We start from the raw sequence: 17,701 nt of genomic DNA, 5'->3' as shown, positions 1-17,701 counted from the left end.
AAGTTGTACTGCCCGCCCACGCCGCTGAGCACCCGCCCGTCTTCCAGTTGATCGGCCACCCCGGCCCCCATCAGGGTCATGGTGAAGACCGTGTTGATGAAGCGGGCGTCGAGGCGCTGCAGGCGCTTGAGCTGTTCCTGGCCGTACAGCTCGTTGATGTAACTGATGCGCGTCATGTTGAATTCGAGAAGGCGGCTTTGCGGCAACTCGCGCAGGCGCTCATAAAAACTGCGCGGCCCGAGGAAGAATCCGCCGTGTATGCAGATGCCGTCGGGTTGCGCCGCCTCGTCGAGGGTGCCGGCGTTGGCCCGCTCCTGGGTCGGAACGTCGGGGTAGACCTTACGCCGGATGATTCCGGCCTCGGCCAGCACCAGCAAACCGTTGACGAACATCTCACTGCAACCGTACAGCCCTTTGGCAAACGGCTCGACCCCACCTTCACGCTCGATCAGTTGCGCCCACTGGCTAAGGTTCAGGTCCGCCAGCAACGCCTGGTAACCGGCGTTATCGGCCTGGCGTGCGAGCAGCGCCGCCGTCAGCGCATCGCCCATGGCGCCGATGCCGATCTGCAGCGTCCCGCCGTCGCGCACCAGGGTACTGGCGTGCAGGCCGATCAGATGATCCTGGAACCCCACCGGCATGTTCGGCGTGGAAAACAACGTGTGGCTGTCCTTCTCGTCGATCAACAGGTCGAAAGCGTCGATGCCGACTTCCGCGTCGCCGGGCATGTAGGGCAAATCGTTGTGCACCTGGCCGACCAGGAGGATGGTCTCCCCGGCCGCCCGCCGCTTGGCGATCATCGGCAGCAGGTCGAGGGTGATGTCCGGGTTGCAGCTCAGGCTCAGGCGATCCGGATGCTCAGGATCGCTCGCCACCAGTTGCGCCACCAGATTCAAGCCGGCGGCGTTGATGTCCCGGGCGGCATGGCTGTAGTTGCTGCTGACATAGTTCTGCTGGGCCGAGGCACTGTGCAGCAGGCTGCCGGGCTGCATGAAGAACTGCTCGACCCGAATGTTGGGCGGCAGGCTGTCCTGGTGCAGGTCGGCCAGGTAATCCAGTTCGGGATAGTCGCCGAAGACCCGTTCGACAAAGGGCTCGAGGAAGCGCTTCTGCAGACCATCGCCCAGTTTAGGTCGGCCCAGGCTCAGGGCCGTGTAGATGGTCAGCTGTCGCTCGGGCAATTGTGCAATGCGCCGGTACAGCGCGTTGGCGAACAGGTTGGGTTTGCCCAGCCCCAGGGGCATGCCAAGGTGAATATGCGCGGGCAGGCGCTCGAGCACGTCATCCACCGCCTGTTCGATTGAACACAACTGCACCATCGGACCCTCCTGGACATTCCATGAATGTGGGTTGGACCGAGCTTGCCGCGTCTTGGTTGCGATGAACAGCCCTGGAAAAACCCCAGGCACAAAAAAGCCGCTCGTAAGCGGCTTTTTTGCGCAAGATATCGGCGTATTACAGGCCGGACATCTCTTTGATGGCGCCCTTGAGGTCGTCATCCGAGCAATCGGCACAAGTGCCTTTAGGCGGCATGGAATTGATGCCGGTAATAGCCTTGGCCAGGATGCCGTCGAGGCCGCCCTGGTGATCGGCGCGCTCTTTCCAAGCCGCCTTGTCACCGATTTTCGGCGCACCCAGCAGGCCTGTACCGTGGCAAGCGTTGCAATGCTTTGCAATCACGTCAGCCGGCTTCTTGGCACCACCCGCGCCGCCAGCGGCAGTGGCAACTTCCATGCCTTTGCATTCTTTCCCCTGGACGCAGACCTGGCCAACGGGTTCGAGGCGCTTGGCGATTTCGTCGGTGGTCGCCGCTTGGGCACTGACTGCCCATAGGGCCAATACGGTTGCTGGTGCAGCCAGCATTTTCATAATTAGGTTCACGCGTACACCCTCAATGGTGGCTAGTCACGCCTGCGGCCACGGTTTGCAGGCGGGCGCAAGTATAGCGGTAAGCCCGTCACACTGAAACAACCCCAAAGTCGCAAGGGTCTTGTTTGCAATGACGGTTCCTTTCCTGGGCGCCTTTGCCGTACGGGCCGGCGCCGCTTTTTCTAGAAATTGGCCGGTGTGGCTGCGCTGATCAGTCGCGCCGGCACGTCGAACGGATTACGGAAACGGTGGGGCTTGGTGCTTTCGAAATAGTAGCTGTCGCCGGCTTCGAGCACGAAGGTTTCGACACCGACCACCAGTTCCAGCCGCCCTTCCACCAGGATCCCGGTTTCCTCGCCCTCATGGGTGAGCATCTCTTCACCGGTGTCGGCGCCAGGCGGATAGATTTCGTTGAGGAAGGCAATCGCCCGGCTCGGGTGCGCCCTGCCCACCAGCTTCATGGTCACGGCGCCGTCGGAGATGTCGATCAGTTCGTTGGCTTTATAGACGATCTGAGTCGGTTTCTCCTGAAGGATTTCTTCGGAGAAAAACTCGACCATGGACATGGGAATCCCGCCAAGGACCTTACGCAGCGAGCTGATCGAGGGGCTGACGCTGTTCTTCTCGATCATCGAAATAGTGCTGTTGGTGACGCCCGCGCGCTTGGCGAGCTCACGCTGGGAAAGGCCTTTGAGTTTACGAATGGATTGCAGTCGTTCACCGACGTCCAATGCTGGAGCCTCCAGGGAATCAGGTTGTGAGGAAAGTGAGCGTTATCATGGCGACAGCGTTCAGTATTTACAACACTTTGACCCGAATCCTGTTCGGTGAAGCGACTTTCGGTAGCTGACACCGCGCGTCAATGCCCGGAATAGAGCCGTGGCACCCGCCGCAGGTTGCAGAAAATCTGATAAGGGATCGTGTCGGCGGCCTTGGCAACGTCGCTGGCAAGGATGTTCTTGCCCCACAACTCCACGGTCGAGCCGAGCCCGGCCTGGGGGACATTGGTCAAGTCGACACACAGCATGTCCATCGACACCCGTCCGACCAGTTGGCTGCGCTGCCCATCCACCAGCACCGGTGTACCGGTGGGCGCCTGGCGTGGGTAGCCGTCGGCATACCCCATGGCGACCACGCCGACCCGGGTCGGTTGCGTGGTCACAAAACGGGCACCGTAGCCCACCGGTTCGCCAGCGGGCAATTCACGCACGCAGATGATCTTCGACTCCAGGGTCATCACCGGTTGCAGGCGCGAGGCGACGGCGTTGGGCTCATCAAAGGGCGTGGCCCCGTAGAGCATGATGCCCGGGCGCACCCAGTCGCTGGGTATCTGCGGCCAACCCAGCACGGCCGGTGAGTTGCGCAGGCTGATCTGCGCCACCAGGCCCTGGCGGGCCTTGTCGAATATCGCCAGTTGCTCAGTGCTGCTGGGATCGTGCAGTTCATCGGCACGGGCGAAGTGGCTCATCAAGACAATCTTCGCCACCTTGCCGCTGGCGAGCAGGCGACGGTAGGCCGCCTGGTAATCCGCCGGATGCAGGCCGACCCGGTGCATACCGGAATCGAGCTTGAGCCAGACCGTGATCGGCTGGCTCAATGCGGCTTTTTCAATCGCTTCGAGCTGCCACAACGAATGCACCACGCACCAGAAATCGTGCTCGACGATCAACGGCAACTCACTGGCCTCGAAAAAACCCTCCAGCAGCAGGATCGGCCCTCGGATCCCACCAGCCCGCAGTTCCAGGGCTTCTTCGATGCAGGCCACGGCGAACCCGTCCGCCGTGTCCTGCAGCGCCTCGGCGCAACGCACCGCGCCGTGCCCGTAGGCATCGGCCTTGATCACCGCAAGGGCCTTGGCCCCCGTGATTTCGCGGGCCAATTGGTAGTTGTGACGCAGGGCTTGGAGATCGATCAGGGCACGGGCAGGACGCATGGCGGCAGGCTTCTAGGCGGTCATGAATAAAAAACCGGTGCTGGCTGACAGCATGAACCACCAACAGCACCGGGAGAGGGATCGTTTGGGCCGGTATTTAAGGCAACGCGGCCACGACGGACAGCTCCACCAGGATCTCCGGTTCGCACAGCTTGGCTTCCACCGTGGCACGGGCCGGGGCGACACCCTTGGGCAACCATTTGTCCCAGACGGCGTTCATGCCTTCGAAGTGGGCCTCGATGTCCTTCAAGTAGATCGTCACCGATAACAAACGATTCTTGTCGGTTCCGGCCAGGTCCAGCAAGCGCTCGATATTGGCCAGGCTTTCGCGGGTCTGCTGTTCAATACCGGCGTTCATGTCGTCGCCGACCTGTCCGGCCAGGTAAACGGTGCCGTTGTGCACGACAACCTGGCTCATGCGGTCATTGGTGAGCTGGCGCTGGATTGACATGTTTTGCAGACTCCTGGTGTTTGCTGCCATAACGGGAAATATCGAGGCCTTCGGCGCTGATCTGCGGCTTTTTCTTCGCCATCAGGTCGGCCAACAGGCGACCGGAACCGCAGGCCATGGTCCATCCGAGGGTGCCATGGCCGGTGTTCAGGAACAGATTCTTGAAGGGCGTGGCCCCCACGATTGGTGTGCCATCCGGGGTAGTCGGGCGCAAGCCGGTCCAAAAACTGGCCTGGGCCAGGTCGCCGCCCTGAGGATAAAGGTCGTTGACGATCATCTCCAGGGTTTCGCGCCGGCGCGGGTTGAGGGACAGGTCAAAACCGGCGATTTCCGCCATGCCACCCACCCGAATACGGTTGTCGAAGCGGGTGATCGCGACCTTGTAGGTTTCGTCGAGAATGGTCGAAGTCGGCGCCATCGCCGGATTGGTGATCGGCACGGTCAGGGAGTAGCCCTTGAGCGGATACACCGGTGCACGGATCCCGAGAGGCTTGAGCAGTTGCGGTGAATAGCTGCCCAGGGCGAGGACGTAGCGGTCGGCGGTTTCCAGCTTGCCGTCGATCCAGACACCGTTGATGCGATCACCGGCGAAGTCCAGGCGCTGGATATCCTGGCCGAAGCGGAATTGCACACCGAGCTTCTCGGCCATTTCCGCCAGGCGCGTGGTAAACATCTGGCAGTCGCCGGTCTGGTCGTTGGGCAGGCGCAGGGCGCCGGCCAGGATGTCGGTGACATTTGCCAGGGCCGGCTCAACCCGGGCAATGCCCTCGCGGTCGAGTACTTCGAACGGCACACCCGACTCTTTCAGCACGGCGATGTCTTTTGCCGCGCCATCGAGCTGGGCCTGGGTGCGGAACAGCTGGGTGGTCCCCAGGCTACGGCCTTCGTAGGCAATGCCGGTTTCGGCGCGCAGCTCGTCGAGGCAGTCACGGCTGTACTCGGACAGGCGCACCATGCGTTCCTTGTTGATCGCATAGCGGCTGGCGGTGCAGTTGCGCAGCATCTGTGCCATCCACAGGTATTGGTCAATGTCGGCAGTGGCCTTGATCGCCAGCGGCGCGTGGCGCTGCAGCAGCCACTTGATGGCCTTGAGCGGTACACCCGGTGCGGCCCACGGCGAGGCATAACCCGGCGACACTTGGCCGGCGTTGGCGAAACTGGTTTCCATGGCAGGCGCTGGCTGACGGTCGACCACCACCACTTCAAACCCGGCACGGGCCAGATAATAAGCACTGACGGTGCCGATGACGCCGCTACCCAAGACCAGAACGCGCATGTTGATGCCCTCATCGCGGATAACCGCTGACGTTTGTTGTACATAGCTTTGATGGTCGCAGTGTAAAAAAGATCAGCCAGTGCTTTTCACTATATAAACGCCTATATTTGGCGAGAATTCTCGGCAAAAACCCTTTTCACGGAGGCGCATCACCTGTGCGTACCAACACCCAGACCAAACGTGAGCTGGACAAGATCGACCGCAATATCCTGCGCATTCTCCAGGCGGACGGACGCATCTCCTTCACCGAGCTGGGGGAAAAGGTCGGCCTCTCCACCACGCCCTGCACCGAGCGGGTACGGCGCCTGGAGCGCGAGGGCATCATCATGGGCTACAACGCCCGGCTCAATCCGCAGCACTTGAAGGGTAGCCTGCTGGTGTTTGTCGAGATCAGTCTCGACTACAAATCCGGCGACACGTTCGAAGAGTTCCGACGCGCCGTGCTGAAACTGCCTCACGTGCTGGAATGTCACCTGGTGTCAGGGGACTTCGACTATCTGGTGAAAGCACGGATTTCCGAGATGGCTTCGTACCGCAAGCTGCTGGGCGACATCCTGCTCAAGCTGCCCCATGTGCGCGAATCCAAGAGCTACATCGTGATGGAAGAGGTGAAGGAGAGCTTGAACCTGCCAATTCCGGATTGAGCCTGGCTCAAGGCAATGGTTGTCTGGACGGACGCTTTCGCGAGCAAGCTCGCTCCCACACCGGTCAGAGGTGGATACACTCTTGTGAGCAACGGAGATCCATTGTGGGAGCGAGCTTGCTCGCGAAGACCGCGACTCGGTATCCCTGCCTGCTAGACCAACACCTGGCGAGTGCTGGCCATGTACTCATGAATCTGCTTCTCGACCCGCGGATGGATCAATTCCACCGGCCGCCGGCCATTGGGACACGGCAAGGTCGCGGTGGTGCCGAACAACCGGCAGATCAGCGGGCGCTCGTCGTAGACGGTGCAACCGTCGGGCCCCAGGTGCACGCAGTCGAGTGCGTCCATGGCCGCGTCCTGTTCGGCCCGGGTCTTGCGGGGCAAGCGGGCCATTTCCTCCGGCGAAGTGGTCACCGGACCACAGCAGTCATGGCAGCCGGGTACGCACTCGAATGAGGGAATCTGCTGGCGTAGCGTGCGAATTTTTTGACTGTTGCAGCTCATCGAGGCGGTTACCGAAGGAGACGGTCCAGGATTCTGCCTTAAAAGCCGCGCACCAGACAGCGCCAGCCGACCGGTGTTGCCCAGTAAGGAATCGCCAGCTTATGCTCCGTAAAATTTCTCAAACACAAAAATCAGGATTACGCACATGAACGCCCGTGTTCAGCAACCTGTCCCGAGCCACGCGCACGCCGCCTCTTATTACGCCGCCAGCAGCCTGCCGCAACCGGACCATCCGCTGCTGCAGGGTGAATTGCTGGCGGATGTCTGCGTGGTCGGCGGCGGGTTCTCCGGGTTGAACACGGCGATCGAACTGGCCGAGCGCGGCATGAGCGTGGTGCTGCTGGAAGCGCACCGGATCGGCTGGGGCGCCAGCGGGCGCAACGGCGGCCAATTGATTCGTGGCGTCGGCCATGGCCTCGATCAGTTTGCGCCGATCATCGGCGCCGACGGCGTGCGCCAGATGAAGCTCATGGGCCTTGAGGCCGTGGAAATCGTCCGACAGCGCGTCGAGCGTTTCCAGATCCCGTGCGACCTCACCTGGGGTTACTGCGACCTCGCCAACAAGCCCAGCGACCTGGAGGACTTCGCCGAAGACGCCGAAGAACTGCGCAGCCTGGGTTATCGCCATCCGACCCGACTGCTGCAAGCCAACGAAATGCACAGCGTCGTGGGTTCGGATCGCTACGTCGGTGGGTTGATCGACATGGGCTCGGGGCATCTGCATCCGCTGAACCTGGCCCTGGGTGAAGCCGCCGCCGCGCAACAGCTGGGGGTCAGGCTGTTCGAGCAATCAGCGGTCACACGTATCGACTACGGCCCTGAAGTGAAGGTGCACACCCAACAGGGCTCAGTCCGCGCCAAGACGCTGGTGCTCGGCTGCAACGCTTACCTCAATGGACTCAATCCGCAACTGGGCGGCAAAGTGCTGCCGGCCGGCAGCTACATCATCGCCACCGAACCCTTGAGCCAGGCCCAGGCGCAGGCGTTGTTGCCACAGAACATGGCGGTCTGCGATCAACGTGTGGCGCTGGATTACTACCGGCTTTCGGCGGATCGACGCTTGCTGTTTGGTGGGGCCTGTCACTATTCCGGCCGCGACCCACAGGATATCGGCGCGTACATGCGGCCGAAGATGCTCAAGGTCTTCCCACAACTGGCAGATGTGACAATCGATTATCAATGGGGCGGGATGATTGGCATCGGCGCCAACCGTTTACCGCAGATCGGCCGGCTCAAGGATCAGCCTAATGTGTATTACGCCCAGGCCTATTCCGGCCATGGGGTGAATGCCACGCACCTGGCTGGCAAATTGTTGGCCGAAGCCATCAGCGGGCAGCACAGCAGCGGCTTCGATCTGTTCGCCCAGGTCCCGCACATGACCTTCCCTGGCGGCAAGCACCTGCGCTCGCCGCTGTTGGCGCTGGGGATGTTGTGGCATCGGTTGAAAGAGTTGGTTTAAAAGAATTCACCACGACTGACAACGCTATCGCGGGCAAGCCTTGCTCCCACAGGCCATTTCAATCTGTGGGAGCAAGGCTTGCCCGCGATAGCCGTCTCAGGGCCGGCACCACTTCAAAGCCGCCAGAACGGCCTGAGCCCCTCCTCCAACGCCTGCTGCCGAGTCAGCCCGATATCACGCAACTGTTCGGGTGTAAGTTCCAACAAGGCTTGGCGTGTATGCAGACGATGCCAGAACAGGGCCCAACGGCTCAGGCCGGACAGCGGATTGCGCAACATCGCACTACGCAGCCCCTTCTCCTGCCCTATCGCCAGTTCCTGACTGTGTAACGTCAGCCGCACATCGCTCAAGCCGTTCATTTTGATCGCTCCTGTTTACTTGGGTAGCCAGAGGTTTCATGATGCGCGGACGGTCAAAAGCAATACAGATTCAACTAATTTTTTTTATAAGCATACAGACTCGGTATTTCCGGCACTGAATTGTCATTTTCCACCCCAACTGTATCGGTTGCAGTGATCCATCTCATCGGGAGCGCACCATGACCCTCTACGTGAACCTCGCCGAATTGCTCGGTACCCGCATCGAACAGGGCTTCTACCGCCCCGGCGACCGGCTGCCATCAGTGCGGGCATTGAGCACGGAACATGGGGTCAGCTTGAGTACCGTGCAGCAGGCCTACCGCGTGCTGGAAGACAGTGGGCTGGCGATGCCGAGACCCAAGTCCGGCTATTTCGTACCCGTGGGCCGCGAACTGCCGGACCTGCCGGTGGTAGGCCGTCCGGCCCAGCGCCCAGTGGATATTTCCCAGTGGGACCAGGTGCTGGAGCTGATCCGCGCCGTACCGCGTCCGGACGTGGTGCAACTGGGACGCGGCATGCCGGATATCAATTCGCCGACCATGAAACCGCTGTTGCGCAGCCTGGCGCAGATCAGCCGCCGACAAGACATGCCCGGCCTGTATTACGACAACATCTACGGCAACCTCGCGCTACGTGAGCAGATCGCCCGGCTGTCGCTGGACTCCGGCTGCCAGCTGGGGCCCAACGATTTTATCGTCACCACTGGCTGCCATGAGGCCCTGTCGGTCAGCATCCGCGCCACCTGCGAACAGGGCGATATCGTCGCGGTGGACTCACCCAGTTTTCACGGGGCCATGCAAACCCTCAAGGGCCTGGGCATGAAGGCTTTGGAAATCCCCACCGACCCGCTCACCGGCATCAGCCTGGATGCACTGGAACTGGCGCTGGAGCAATGGCCGATCAAGGCCATACAGTTGACCCCCAGCTGCAATAACCCGCTGGGCTACATCATGCCCGACGCCAATAAACGCGCGCTGCTGACCCTGGCACAGCGCTTCGACGTGGCGATCATCGAAGATGATGTGTATGGCGAGTTGGCCTACACCTACCCTCGCCCGCGCACCATCAAGTCCTTCGATGAAGACGGCCGCGTCCTGCTCTGCAGTTCTTTTTCCAAGACCCTGGCGCCAGGGCTGCGTATTGGCTGGGTCGCGCCAGGCCGGTACCTGGAGCGGGCGCTGCACATGAAATACATCAGCACCGGCTCCACCGCGCCACAACCGCAGATCGCCATTGCCGAATTTCTCAAGGGTGGGCATTTCGAACCCCATTTGCGCCGGATGCGTACGCAATACCAGCGCAATCGCGACGTGATGATCGATTGGGTCAGCCGCTACTTTCCGCCGGGCACCCGGGCCAGTCGCCCGCGGGGCAGCTTCATGTTGTGGGTCGAGTTGCCGGACGGTTTCGACACGCTGAAGCTCAATCGGGTCCTGCTCGACCAAGGCGTGCAGGTCGCTGTCGGCAGCATCTTTTCGGCATCGGGCAAGTACCGCAACTGCCTGCGGATGAACTACGCTGCCAAGCCAACGGCCCAGATCGAAGAAGCCGTGCGCAAGGTCGGAACCGCCGCTATCGCGCTGTTGAACGAAACCCAGCGCGACGTCGTCTGAACTTTACCCAGGGAAGCAGCACCCAACAGCCGATCAACGTGAACAAGCGGAACGATCCTACGTGAGATCCAGACCGATCCTGCCTGCGCTGCTGCTAGTCGCCTCGCTGCTGAGCGGCTGCGCCAGTCTTGATGTCACCCGCGAGCCCTCCCAGGTCTTACCGGCCGCCGAATCTTCGTTCGGCCGCTCGGTCCAGGCCCAGGCTGCCGCCCATGAAGGTCGCTCGGGCTTTCGGCTACTGTCGGACAGCACCGACGCGTTCATCGCCCGGGCCGAGTTGATTCGCCACGCCCAAGGCAGCCTGGATTTGCAGTACTACATTGTCCATGACGGCATCAGCACGCGGATGCTCGTGGATGAATTGCTCAAGGCCGCCGACCGGGGCGTGCGCGTACGGATCCTGCTGGACGACACCACCAGCGATGGCCAGGATCAGATCATCGCGACCCTCGCCGCTCATCCGCAGATCCAGATCCGCCTGTTCAACCCGCTGCACCTGGGACGCGCCACCGGCGTGACCCGCAGCCTCGGGCGCCTGCTCAACCTGTCGCAGCAACACCGCCGGATGCACAACAAACTGTGGCTGGCGGACAACAGCATGGCCATCGTCGGCGGCCGCAACCTGGGCGATGAGTATTTCGACGCCGAACCCAACCTGAACTTCACCGACATCGACCTGCTCAGTGTCGGGCCAGTGGCCGAACAATTGGGGCACAGCTTCGACCAGTACTGGAACAGCGCCCTGAGCAAACCCATCGAACAGTTCCTGTCTCATCGCCCCACGCCCAAGGACCTGGCCAACAGCCGCCTGCGCCTGCAAGAATCCATGGAGCAGACCCAAAAGGAAAATCACGCGCTCTACCAGCAATTGACCGCCTACAAGACCCAACCGCGCCTGGACACCTGGCGCGACCAGTTGATCTGGGCCTGGAACAAGGCGCTGTGGGACGCGCCCAGCAAGGTGCTGGCCAAGGACGAGCCGGATCCGCAGCTATTGCTGACCACGCAATTGGCGCCGGAACTGACCGGAGTCAGCAAAGAACTGATCATGATTTCCGCCTACTTCGTCCCCGGTCAGCCAGGTTTGGTCTATCTGACCAGTCGCGCCGATGCCGGCGTGTCGGTGAGCCTGCTGACCAACTCCCTGGAAGCCACCGACGTGCCCGCCGTGCACGGCGGCTATGCGCCGTACCGCAAGGCCCTGCTGCAACATGGTGTACGCCTGTTCGAGCTTCGCCGACAACCGGGCGACAAAGGCAGCAGCCCTCACCTGTTCTACAGCAAGTCCTACGGCCAATCGGACTCCAGCCTGCACAGCAAAGCGATCATCTTCGACCAGCAGAAATCGTTCATCGGCTCGTTCAATTTCGACCCGCGCTCGGTGCTGTGGAACACCGAAGTCGGCGTGCTGGTGGACAGCCCTGAACTCGCCGGCCAAGTGCGCGACCTGGCCTTGCAGGGCATGGCGCCGGCCCTGAGTTATCAGGCCAGGCTGGAGGATGGAAGGCTTGTATGGACCACCGAAGACAACGGCCAGACGCACGACCTGGACCGCGAACCGGGCAGTTGGTGGCGCCGGTTCAATGCCTGGTTCAGCACGACGGTCGGGTTGGAGCGGATGTTGTAATCCAGCGGGGTGTTCAAGCGGTTTGGGTGGTCCCGAATGCTCCTTGGCGCAACAGCAGGATCACCAGGCCAAACGCCCCTGCCGCCATGAACAGAGGCAGCGCATGCCCGCTGATCCACTGGCTGCCCGCTCCTGCCGCCAGTGGGCCGATCAGGCAACCAAGGCCCCACAGTTGCGCGACGTGAGCGTTGGCCCGCACCAGCGCATCGTCGCGGTAACGCTCGCCGATCAGGATCAGCGACAACGTGAACAAACCGCCAGCACTGGCGCCGAACAGCACCCACAGCGGCCAGATCAACAAAGTATCGATCAAAAGCGGAACCGCCAGGCTCGACAACATCAGCACCACCGCACAGCCCGTCAACAGCGCCCGGCGAGACACGCGATCGGCCAGCGCGCCGATGGGCAACTGCAACAGGGCATCACCGACCACCACGGTGCTGACCATCGCCAGCGCTATGTCGGCGGTGAAGCCCTGGCGCAGGCAATACACCGGCAGCAACGTGAGGATCATGGCCTCGAACGCGGCGAACAACGAGACCGCCCAGGCAATCGCCGGCAAGCCTCGGCAAAACGTCCACAAGTCGCCAAACGTCACGCCGCCGGCCTCGCTGCTCGGTGCACCGCTACGGCCCAGCAACAGCAAGGGTGCGCTCAGCAGCAAACCGACACCCACCCAGAACCCATAGTCATGATCGGTCCCCAGCGCACCCAGCAGCAGCGGGCCGGACAACTGGCTCAGGGCGTAGCTGCTGCCGTACAGCGCCACCAGTCGCCCACGCCATTTCTCAATGACCAGTTGATTGATCCAGCTTTCACCGAGAATGAACACCAGGGTCAGGACCACGCCAATCACCAGGCGCAGCAGCAACCAGACCGGATAGCTGGGCAACAGCGCCAGCAACCCGATGGAGACCGCGCCGCCCCACAGGCACAGGCGCATCAACACCGCCGTGCCAAACCGCGCCGCCAGCCGGCTGGACATCTTGGCCCCGAGCAGCACCCCCACGGCCGGCATGGCGGCCATCACGCCAATGGCGAACGAGCCATAGCCCCAGCCCTCCAGGCGCAGCGACACCAGCGGCATGCTCACACCCAAGGCCAGGCCGACACTCAGGACAGACGCCAACACCGCGAAATAGGTCGCCCAACGCATTTCCACGCTCCTGTGGAGGGTTATCAATCTCAACCATCCCCCAAAACACTGTGGGAGCGAGCTTGCTCGCGATGACGGCGCAACATTCAACAAAGTCGTCGACTGTCATACCGCTATCGCGAGCAAGCTCGCTCCCACAGGGGGGATCAGCGCTGCATGAGACCCCGGACAGGATCCGGGGCCCCCATTGTCAGAGCTTGATCCAGGTCGACTTCAGCTCGGTGTACTTGTCGAACGCATGCAGCGACTTGTCGCGACCGTTGCCCGATTGCTTGAAACCACCGAACGGCGCGGTCATGTCGCCGCCGTCGTACTGGTTGACCCATACGCTGCCGGCACGCAGGGCCTTGGCGGTCAGGTGGGCCTTGGAGATGTCCTTGGTCCATACCGCCGCGGCCAGGCCGTACGGCGTGTCGTTGGCGATCTCGATGGCCTGCTCGGCGGTGTCGAAAGCAATCACCGACAACACCGGGCCGAAAATCTCCTCCTGGGCGATTTTCATCGCGTTGCTCACGCCATCGAAAATCGTCGGCTCGACGTACGTACCGCCCGTTTCCTCAAGGATGCGCTTGCCGCCAGCCACCAGTTTGGCGCCGTCGCTGTGCCCGGCCTCGATGTAGGACAGCACGGTGTTCATCTGCTGGGTATCGACCAGGGCGCCCACATTGGTGGCCGGGTCCAGCGGGTTACCTGGCTTCCAGCCCTTGAGGGCTTCGATCACCAGTGGCAGGAACGTATCCTTGATGGAACGCTCCACCAACAGCCGCGAGCCGGCGGTGCAGACTTCGCCCTGATTGAAGGCGATGGCGCTGGCGGCGGATTCGGCGGCGGCTTGCAGGTCCGGGGCATCGGCGAACACGATGTTCGGGCTCTTGCCGCCGGCTTCCAGCCAGATACGCTTCATGTTGGATTCGCCGGAGTAGATCATCAGTTGCTTGGCGATCTTGGTAGAACCGGTGAACACCAACGTATCGACGTCCATATGCAGGGCCAGGGCCTTGCCGACAGTGTGGCCATAGCCTGGCAGCACGTTCAGCACGCCTTTCGGAATGCCGGCCTCGATCGCCAGTGCGGCGATGCGGATGGCGGTCAACGGGGATTTTTCCGACGGTTTGAGCACCACCGAGTTACCGGTGGACAGCGCCGGGCCGAGCTTCCAGCAGGCCATCATCAACGGGAAGTTCCAGGGCACGATAGCGCCCACGACACCCACCGGCTCACGGGTTACCAGGCCCAACTGGTCGTGCGGCGTGGCCGCCACTTCGTCGTAGAGCTTGTCGATGGCTTCGCCGCTCCAGCTCAAGGCTTGGGCCGCGCCGGGAACGTCGATGTTCAGGGAGTCACTGATCGGCTTGCCCATGTCCAGGGTTTCGAGCAGCGCCAGTTCTTCGGCATGCTGCTTGAGCAGGCCGGCAAAACGAATCATGGTGGTTTTGCGCTTGCTCGGTGCCAGGCGCGACCAGACGCCGGAATTGAACGTGGCACGGGCGTTTTCGACCGCACGCTGGGCGTCGGCAACGTCACAGCTGGCGATCTTGCCCAGCAGGCGGCCATCGACCGGGCTGAGGCAATCGAAGGTTTCGCCGGACACCGCATCGGTGTACTCGCCGTTGATGAAGGCGCGGCCTTCGATCTTCAGGTCGCGGGCGCGTTGTTCCCAGTCGGCACGAGTCAGGGTGGTCATGCGTGTGTCCTCCTCTTATTGAGTACGAACGCCGCGCGGTGCGCAGCGCTCAAAAGAATTCTGCCCAACCAGCCTGGTTTCGGCGCCGTTTTCGGCATAGGGCACCCGCCACCCTAAACCAGCGGCTGGTCATGTTTCAATATATTTGACACAACGCTGGCAAACGACCTTGCGATGTTCGTTTTAATAAACATAGACTCGAGGCCTTCCAAGCGATCACTGGGGATCACCCGCATGAGCATTCAGGACATCGTTGATTTCAGCCAGGCCAATACCACCGCCGAACGTTATCGCCCGGACCCGGCCAAGGTGTTCAAGGGCGATCCCGAGCAAACCGTGTTCAACCACTACAGCAGCCCCTGCGGGCAAATGAACGCGGGCGTATGGGAAGGCGCCGTCGGCCAGTGGACGGTCAATTACACCGAGCATGAGTATTGCGAGATCGTCCAGGGCGTTTCCGTGCTTCGGGACGACGATGGCAATGCCAAGACCCTGCGGGCCGGTGACCGTTTCGTGATTCCAGCGGGGTTCAAGGGTACTTGGGAAGTGTTGGAACCGTGCCGCAAGATTTATGTGGTGTTCGAACAGAAGGCTTGAGGACTTGTGTGGCCTGGGCCGGCCTCACGGGCAACAAAAAAGGCCCGTATCTCGCGATACGGGCCTTTTTCGTAAGAAGGAAAAAATCAATTACTTGATTTTGCCTTCCTTGTAGATCACGTGCTTGCGAACAACCGGATCATATTTCTTGATCTCGATTTTGTCCGGGGTAGTACGCTTGTTCTTGTCGGTAGTGTAGAAGTGACCAGTACCGGCGCTCGAGATCAAACGAATCAATTCACGCATGATTAGCTCCCTTAAACCTTGCCATCGCGACGAAGTTCGGCCAGCACGACACTGATGCCACGCTTGTCGATGATACGCATGCCCTTGGCAGATACGCGCAGACGCACAAAACGTTTCTCTTCTTCAACCCAGAAGCGGTGATGCTGCAGGTTCGGCAGGAAACGACGACGGGTTTTGTTGTTTGCGTGGGAAATGTTATTCCCAGTCACCGGACCCTTACCGGTAACTTGACAGACTCTCGACATGCCTCAGCCCTCTAAAACCACATGCCCAACCCGGCATGGGTTGGCCGCTTAATCTCTCAGTCATTTGGCGCCAGGCGCCGCGTTTCTTTAAGGGTCTTACCGGCTACACCTACAGTGAAGGAACCGGGCCCCTAGAAAAGAGCGCTGCTTTATACCAGAAAGACCACAGCGCAACAACAGCCGATGTGATTTGTCTTCATGGCGAATCATCGACCAACCGCCCCGGGCGGCGGGGGCAGAGGCTGGCACAGCCCCTTACCGCTCGTCGCTGCATGCAGGTTTTTTTCACCGGCGGCGTTTTTTAGTCCATCAAGGCGCCGGCGCAGAGTGCCGGAAAATGCAAAAAGGGGATAGTCATTTAGCGGCGAGCCCACTAGGGTAGGCCTTTTCCAGACTGCACTCGCAGATGGGCCTTCGACTTGCACAGGAAACCGACCATGCGCCTCGCTGCCCTACCATTGTTGCTCGCCCCTCTGCTGATCACCCCGCAGGCCTTGGCCGCCGCCCTGAGCGTCTGCACCGAAGCCAGCCCGGAAGGGTTCGATGTCGTCCAGTACAACTCCCTGACGACCACCAACGCCTCCGCCGACGTGCTGATGAACCGCCTGGTGGACTTCGACACCGCCAGCGGCAAAGTGGTCCCGAGCCTGGCCGAGCGCTGGGAAGTCTCCACCGATGGCCTGGCCTATGTGTTCAAGCTGCGGCCACAGGTCAAGTTCCACCACACCGACTACTTCACGCCGCGCCGTGACCTGACCGCCGAGGACGTGAAGTTCAGCTTCGAGCGCATGCTCGACCCGGCGAACCCCTGGCACAAGGTGGCGCAAAGCGGCTTCCCCCACGCCCAGTCCATGCAACTGCCAGCGCTGATCAAGAAAGTCGACGCACTGGACCCGCTGACCGCGCGCTTCACCCTCGATCACGCCGACTCGACCTTCCTGGCGACGCTGAGCATGGGTTTTGCCTCCATTTATTCGGCCGAATACGCCGACCAGTTGATGAAGGCCGGTACGCCGGAAAAGCTCAACAGCCTGCCGATCGGCACCGGCCCGTTCATTTTCAGCCGGTTCCAGAAGGACGCCTCGATTCGCTACAAGGCCAACGACGCCTATTTTGGCGGCAAGCCTCAAGTGGACCCGCTGGTCTTCGCCATCACGCCGGACGCCAATGTGCGCCTGCAGAAACTGCGCCGCAACGAATGCCAGATCGCCCTGTCGCCCAAGCCGCTGGACGTACAAGCCGCCAAGCAAGAACCTACGCTGAAGGTCGAGCAGACCGACGCTTTCATGACCGCGTTCGTGGCAATCAACAGCCAGCATCCACCGCTGGACAAGCCTGAGGTGCGCCAAGCCATCAACCTGGCCTTCGACAAGGCCAGCTACCTGAAGACCGTCTTCGAAGGCACCGCCGAAGCCGCCAATGGCCCCTACCCGCCCAACACCTGGAGCTACGCCAAAAACCTGCCCGGCTACGCCCATGACCTGGCCAAAGCCCGCGACCTGATGGCCAAGGCCGGATTGAAGGAAGGCTTCCAGACCACTATCTGGACCCGCCCTTCCGGCAGCTTGCTGAACCCCAATCCCAGCGCTGGCGCACAACTGCTGCAGTCCGACCTGGCGCAGATTGGCATCCAGGCCGAGATCCGGGTGATCGAATGGGGCGAACTGATCCGTCGCGCCAAGGCCGGCGAACATGATTTGCTGTTCATGGGTTGGGCCGGCGACAACGGCGACCCGGACAACTTCCTCACGCCACAGTTTTCCTGTGCGGCGGTCAAGTCCGGCACCAACTTCGCCCGCTACTGCAATCCCGACCTGGACAAACTGATCAGCGCCGGCAAGACCACCGGCGAACAGGGCGTGCGGGCCAAGCTCTACGAACAGGCCCAGGCCCAGATCCAGCAACAGGCCCTGTGGCTGCCCCTGGCGCACCCAACCGCGTTCGCCCTGACCCGCAAGGATGTGCAGGGTTATGCGGTGAGCCCGTTTGGGCGCCAGGATTACTCCAAGGTCAGCATCAAATAACCCCAGCCCCAC

Annotated in this window: 18 protein-coding genes; 6 read left to right on the top strand and 12 right to left on the bottom strand. The window is 61.5% G+C overall.

The annotated features are described in order from the left end of the window. From KGA89_RS09135 to dadA, 6 genes are all read right to left on the bottom strand, one after another. Positions 1-1,319 (bottom strand): acetyl-CoA hydrolase/transferase C-terminal domain-containing protein (locus KGA89_RS09135; RefSeq protein ID WP_223471336.1); only part of this gene is annotated, 1,319 nt, incomplete at its 3' end. A gap of 136 nt (positions 1,320-1,455) precedes the next feature. Beyond that, complete coding sequence (locus tag KGA89_RS09130) at positions 1,456-1,869, bottom strand: c-type cytochrome (RefSeq protein WP_003206840.1); 414 nt, start codon at positions 1,867-1,869, stop codon at positions 1,456-1,458. Between the two features lie 182 nt (positions 1,870-2,051). Further along, complete coding sequence (locus tag KGA89_RS09125) at positions 2,052-2,600, bottom strand: cupin domain-containing protein (RefSeq protein WP_003206841.1); 549 nt, start codon at positions 2,598-2,600, stop codon at positions 2,052-2,054. 128 nt (positions 2,601-2,728) lie between these two features. Beyond that, positions 2,729-3,802, bottom strand: coding sequence for an alanine racemase (alr, locus tag KGA89_RS09120; RefSeq protein WP_003206843.1), 1,074 nt, complete (start codon positions 3,800-3,802; stop codon positions 2,729-2,731). A 97-nt stretch (positions 3,803-3,899) separates the two neighbouring features. Beyond that, the gene (locus KGA89_RS09115) at positions 3,900-4,253 is read right to left on the bottom strand and encodes a RidA family protein (RefSeq protein ID WP_003206844.1); all 354 of its coding nucleotides are present in this window, start codon (positions 4,251-4,253) and stop codon (positions 3,900-3,902) included. Continuing rightward, a complete protein-coding gene (gene dadA / locus KGA89_RS09110; RefSeq protein ID WP_024618128.1) occupies positions 4,225-5,529 on the bottom strand; it encodes a D-amino acid dehydrogenase in 1,305 nt (434 codons plus the stop codon). Before dadA ends, KGA89_RS09115 begins: the two co-directional genes overlap by 29 nt. Before the next feature lie 155 nt (positions 5,530-5,684). Here dadA and KGA89_RS09105 point away from each other — a divergent pair, with 155 nt between their 5' ends. Further along, the gene (locus KGA89_RS09105) at positions 5,685-6,173 is read left to right on the top strand and encodes an Lrp/AsnC ligand binding domain-containing protein (RefSeq protein WP_003206849.1); all 489 of its coding nucleotides are present in this window, start codon (positions 5,685-5,687) and stop codon (positions 6,171-6,173) included. A 152-nt stretch (positions 6,174-6,325) separates the two neighbouring features. On the opposite strand, the gene KGA89_RS09100 is transcribed toward KGA89_RS09105, so the two are convergent. After that, positions 6,326-6,679: a YkgJ family cysteine cluster protein gene (locus KGA89_RS09100; protein WP_092442997.1), complete on the bottom strand. Its 354-nt coding sequence runs from the start codon at positions 6,677-6,679 to the stop codon at positions 6,326-6,328. A 145-nt stretch (positions 6,680-6,824) separates the two neighbouring features. Here KGA89_RS09100 and KGA89_RS09095 point away from each other — a divergent pair, with 145 nt between their 5' ends. Then, positions 6,825-8,138, top strand: coding sequence for an NAD(P)/FAD-dependent oxidoreductase (locus tag KGA89_RS09095; RefSeq protein ID WP_223471334.1), 1,314 nt, complete (start codon positions 6,825-6,827; stop codon positions 8,136-8,138). Between the two features lie 113 nt (positions 8,139-8,251). Here the strand turns inward: KGA89_RS09095 and KGA89_RS09090 are convergent, their stop codons facing one another. Next, on the bottom strand, positions 8,252-8,497 hold the full coding sequence (locus KGA89_RS09090; RefSeq protein WP_223471332.1) for a DUF1127 domain-containing protein: 246 nt from the start codon (positions 8,495-8,497) through the stop codon (positions 8,252-8,254). 179 nt (positions 8,498-8,676) lie between these two features. Between KGA89_RS09090 and KGA89_RS09085 the strand changes: the two genes are divergently transcribed. Together KGA89_RS09085 and KGA89_RS09080 are read left to right on the top strand one after the other, a co-directional pair. Next, the gene (locus tag KGA89_RS09085) at positions 8,677-10,110 is read left to right on the top strand and encodes a PLP-dependent aminotransferase family protein (RefSeq protein WP_053163615.1); all 1,434 of its coding nucleotides are present in this window, start codon (positions 8,677-8,679) and stop codon (positions 10,108-10,110) included. 61 nt (positions 10,111-10,171) lie between these two features. Beyond that, positions 10,172-11,737, top strand: coding sequence for a phospholipase D family protein (locus KGA89_RS09080; RefSeq protein ID WP_223471330.1), 1,566 nt, complete (start codon positions 10,172-10,174; stop codon positions 11,735-11,737). 13 nt (positions 11,738-11,750) lie between these two features. Here the strand turns inward: KGA89_RS09080 and KGA89_RS09075 are convergent, their stop codons facing one another. Together KGA89_RS09075 and KGA89_RS09070 are read right to left on the bottom strand one after the other, a co-directional pair. Further along, positions 11,751-12,893, bottom strand: coding sequence for an MFS transporter (locus tag KGA89_RS09075; RefSeq protein ID WP_053163620.1), 1,143 nt, complete (start codon positions 12,891-12,893; stop codon positions 11,751-11,753). A 190-nt stretch (positions 12,894-13,083) separates the two neighbouring features. Then, a complete protein-coding gene (locus tag KGA89_RS09070) occupies positions 13,084-14,577 on the bottom strand; it encodes an aldehyde dehydrogenase (RefSeq protein WP_003206859.1) in 1,494 nt (497 codons plus the stop codon). A gap of 234 nt (positions 14,578-14,811) precedes the next feature. On the opposite strand from KGA89_RS09070, the gene KGA89_RS09065 reads away from it, so the two are divergent. Next, on the top strand, positions 14,812-15,174 hold the full coding sequence (locus KGA89_RS09065; protein ID WP_003206861.1) for a cupin domain-containing protein: 363 nt from the start codon (positions 14,812-14,814) through the stop codon (positions 15,172-15,174). A 90-nt stretch (positions 15,175-15,264) separates the two neighbouring features. Here the strand turns inward: KGA89_RS09065 and rpmG are convergent, their stop codons facing one another. Together rpmG and rpmB are read right to left on the bottom strand one after the other, a co-directional pair. Then, the gene (gene rpmG, locus KGA89_RS09060) at positions 15,265-15,420 is read right to left on the bottom strand and encodes a 50S ribosomal protein L33 (RefSeq protein WP_003177274.1); all 156 of its coding nucleotides are present in this window, start codon (positions 15,418-15,420) and stop codon (positions 15,265-15,267) included. An 11-nt stretch (positions 15,421-15,431) separates the two neighbouring features. Next, entirely contained in the window at positions 15,432-15,665 is a 234-nt protein-coding gene (rpmB, locus tag KGA89_RS09055; RefSeq protein WP_003177273.1) for a 50S ribosomal protein L28, read from the bottom strand. Between the two features lie 437 nt (positions 15,666-16,102). On the opposite strand from rpmB, the gene KGA89_RS09050 reads away from it, so the two are divergent. Further along, complete coding sequence (locus tag KGA89_RS09050; protein ID WP_223471328.1) at positions 16,103-17,689, top strand: ABC transporter substrate-binding protein; 1,587 nt, start codon at positions 16,103-16,105, stop codon at positions 17,687-17,689. The last annotated feature ends 12 nt before the right edge of the window (positions 17,690-17,701 follow it).

Origin of the sequence: Pseudomonas sp. A-RE-22, from assembly GCF_019956035.1 — a bacterium.
Lineage (GTDB): Bacteria > Pseudomonadota > Gammaproteobacteria > Pseudomonadales > Pseudomonadaceae > Aquipseudomonas > Aquipseudomonas brassicacearum.
The sequence above is the reverse complement of the archived record's forward strand: the minus strand, read 5'-3'. Positions and strand labels throughout refer to the sequence as shown.

Coding starts and splice junctions, on each gene's coding strand:
- KGA89_RS09130 (WP_003206840.1), bottom strand. CDS start 1,869: ATGAAAATGCTGGCTGCACCAGCAACCGTATTGGCCCTATGGGCAGTC.
- alr (WP_003206843.1), bottom strand. CDS start 3,802: ATGCGTCCTGCCCGTGCCCTGATCGATCTCCAAGCCCTGCGTCACAAC.
- KGA89_RS09115 (WP_003206844.1), bottom strand. CDS start 4,253: ATGTCAATCCAGCGCCAGCTCACCAATGACCGCATGAGCCAGGTTGTC.
- dadA (WP_024618128.1), bottom strand. CDS start 5,529: ATGCGCGTTCTGGTCTTGGGTAGCGGCGTCATCGGCACCGTCAGTGCT.
- KGA89_RS09100 (WP_092442997.1), bottom strand. CDS start 6,679: ATGAGCTGCAACAGTCAAAAAATTCGCACGCTACGCCAGCAGATTCCC.
- KGA89_RS09095 (WP_223471334.1), top strand. CDS start 6,825: ATGAACGCCCGTGTTCAGCAACCTGTCCCGAGCCACGCGCACGCCGCC.
- KGA89_RS09090 (WP_223471332.1), bottom strand. CDS start 8,497: ATGAACGGCTTGAGCGATGTGCGGCTGACGTTACACAGTCAGGAACTG.
- KGA89_RS09085 (WP_053163615.1), top strand. CDS start 8,677: ATGACCCTCTACGTGAACCTCGCCGAATTGCTCGGTACCCGCATCGAA.
- KGA89_RS09075 (WP_053163620.1), bottom strand. CDS start 12,893: ATGCGTTGGGCGACCTATTTCGCGGTGTTGGCGTCTGTCCTGAGTGTC.
- KGA89_RS09070 (WP_003206859.1), bottom strand. CDS start 14,577: ATGACCACCCTGACTCGTGCCGACTGGGAACAACGCGCCCGCGACCTG.
- KGA89_RS09065 (WP_003206861.1), top strand. CDS start 14,812: ATGAGCATTCAGGACATCGTTGATTTCAGCCAGGCCAATACCACCGCC.
- rpmG (WP_003177274.1), bottom strand. CDS start 15,420: ATGCGTGAATTGATTCGTTTGATCTCGAGCGCCGGTACTGGTCACTTC.
- rpmB (WP_003177273.1), bottom strand. CDS start 15,665: ATGTCGAGAGTCTGTCAAGTTACCGGTAAGGGTCCGGTGACTGGGAAT.
- KGA89_RS09050 (WP_223471328.1), top strand. CDS start 16,103: ATGCGCCTCGCTGCCCTACCATTGTTGCTCGCCCCTCTGCTGATCACC.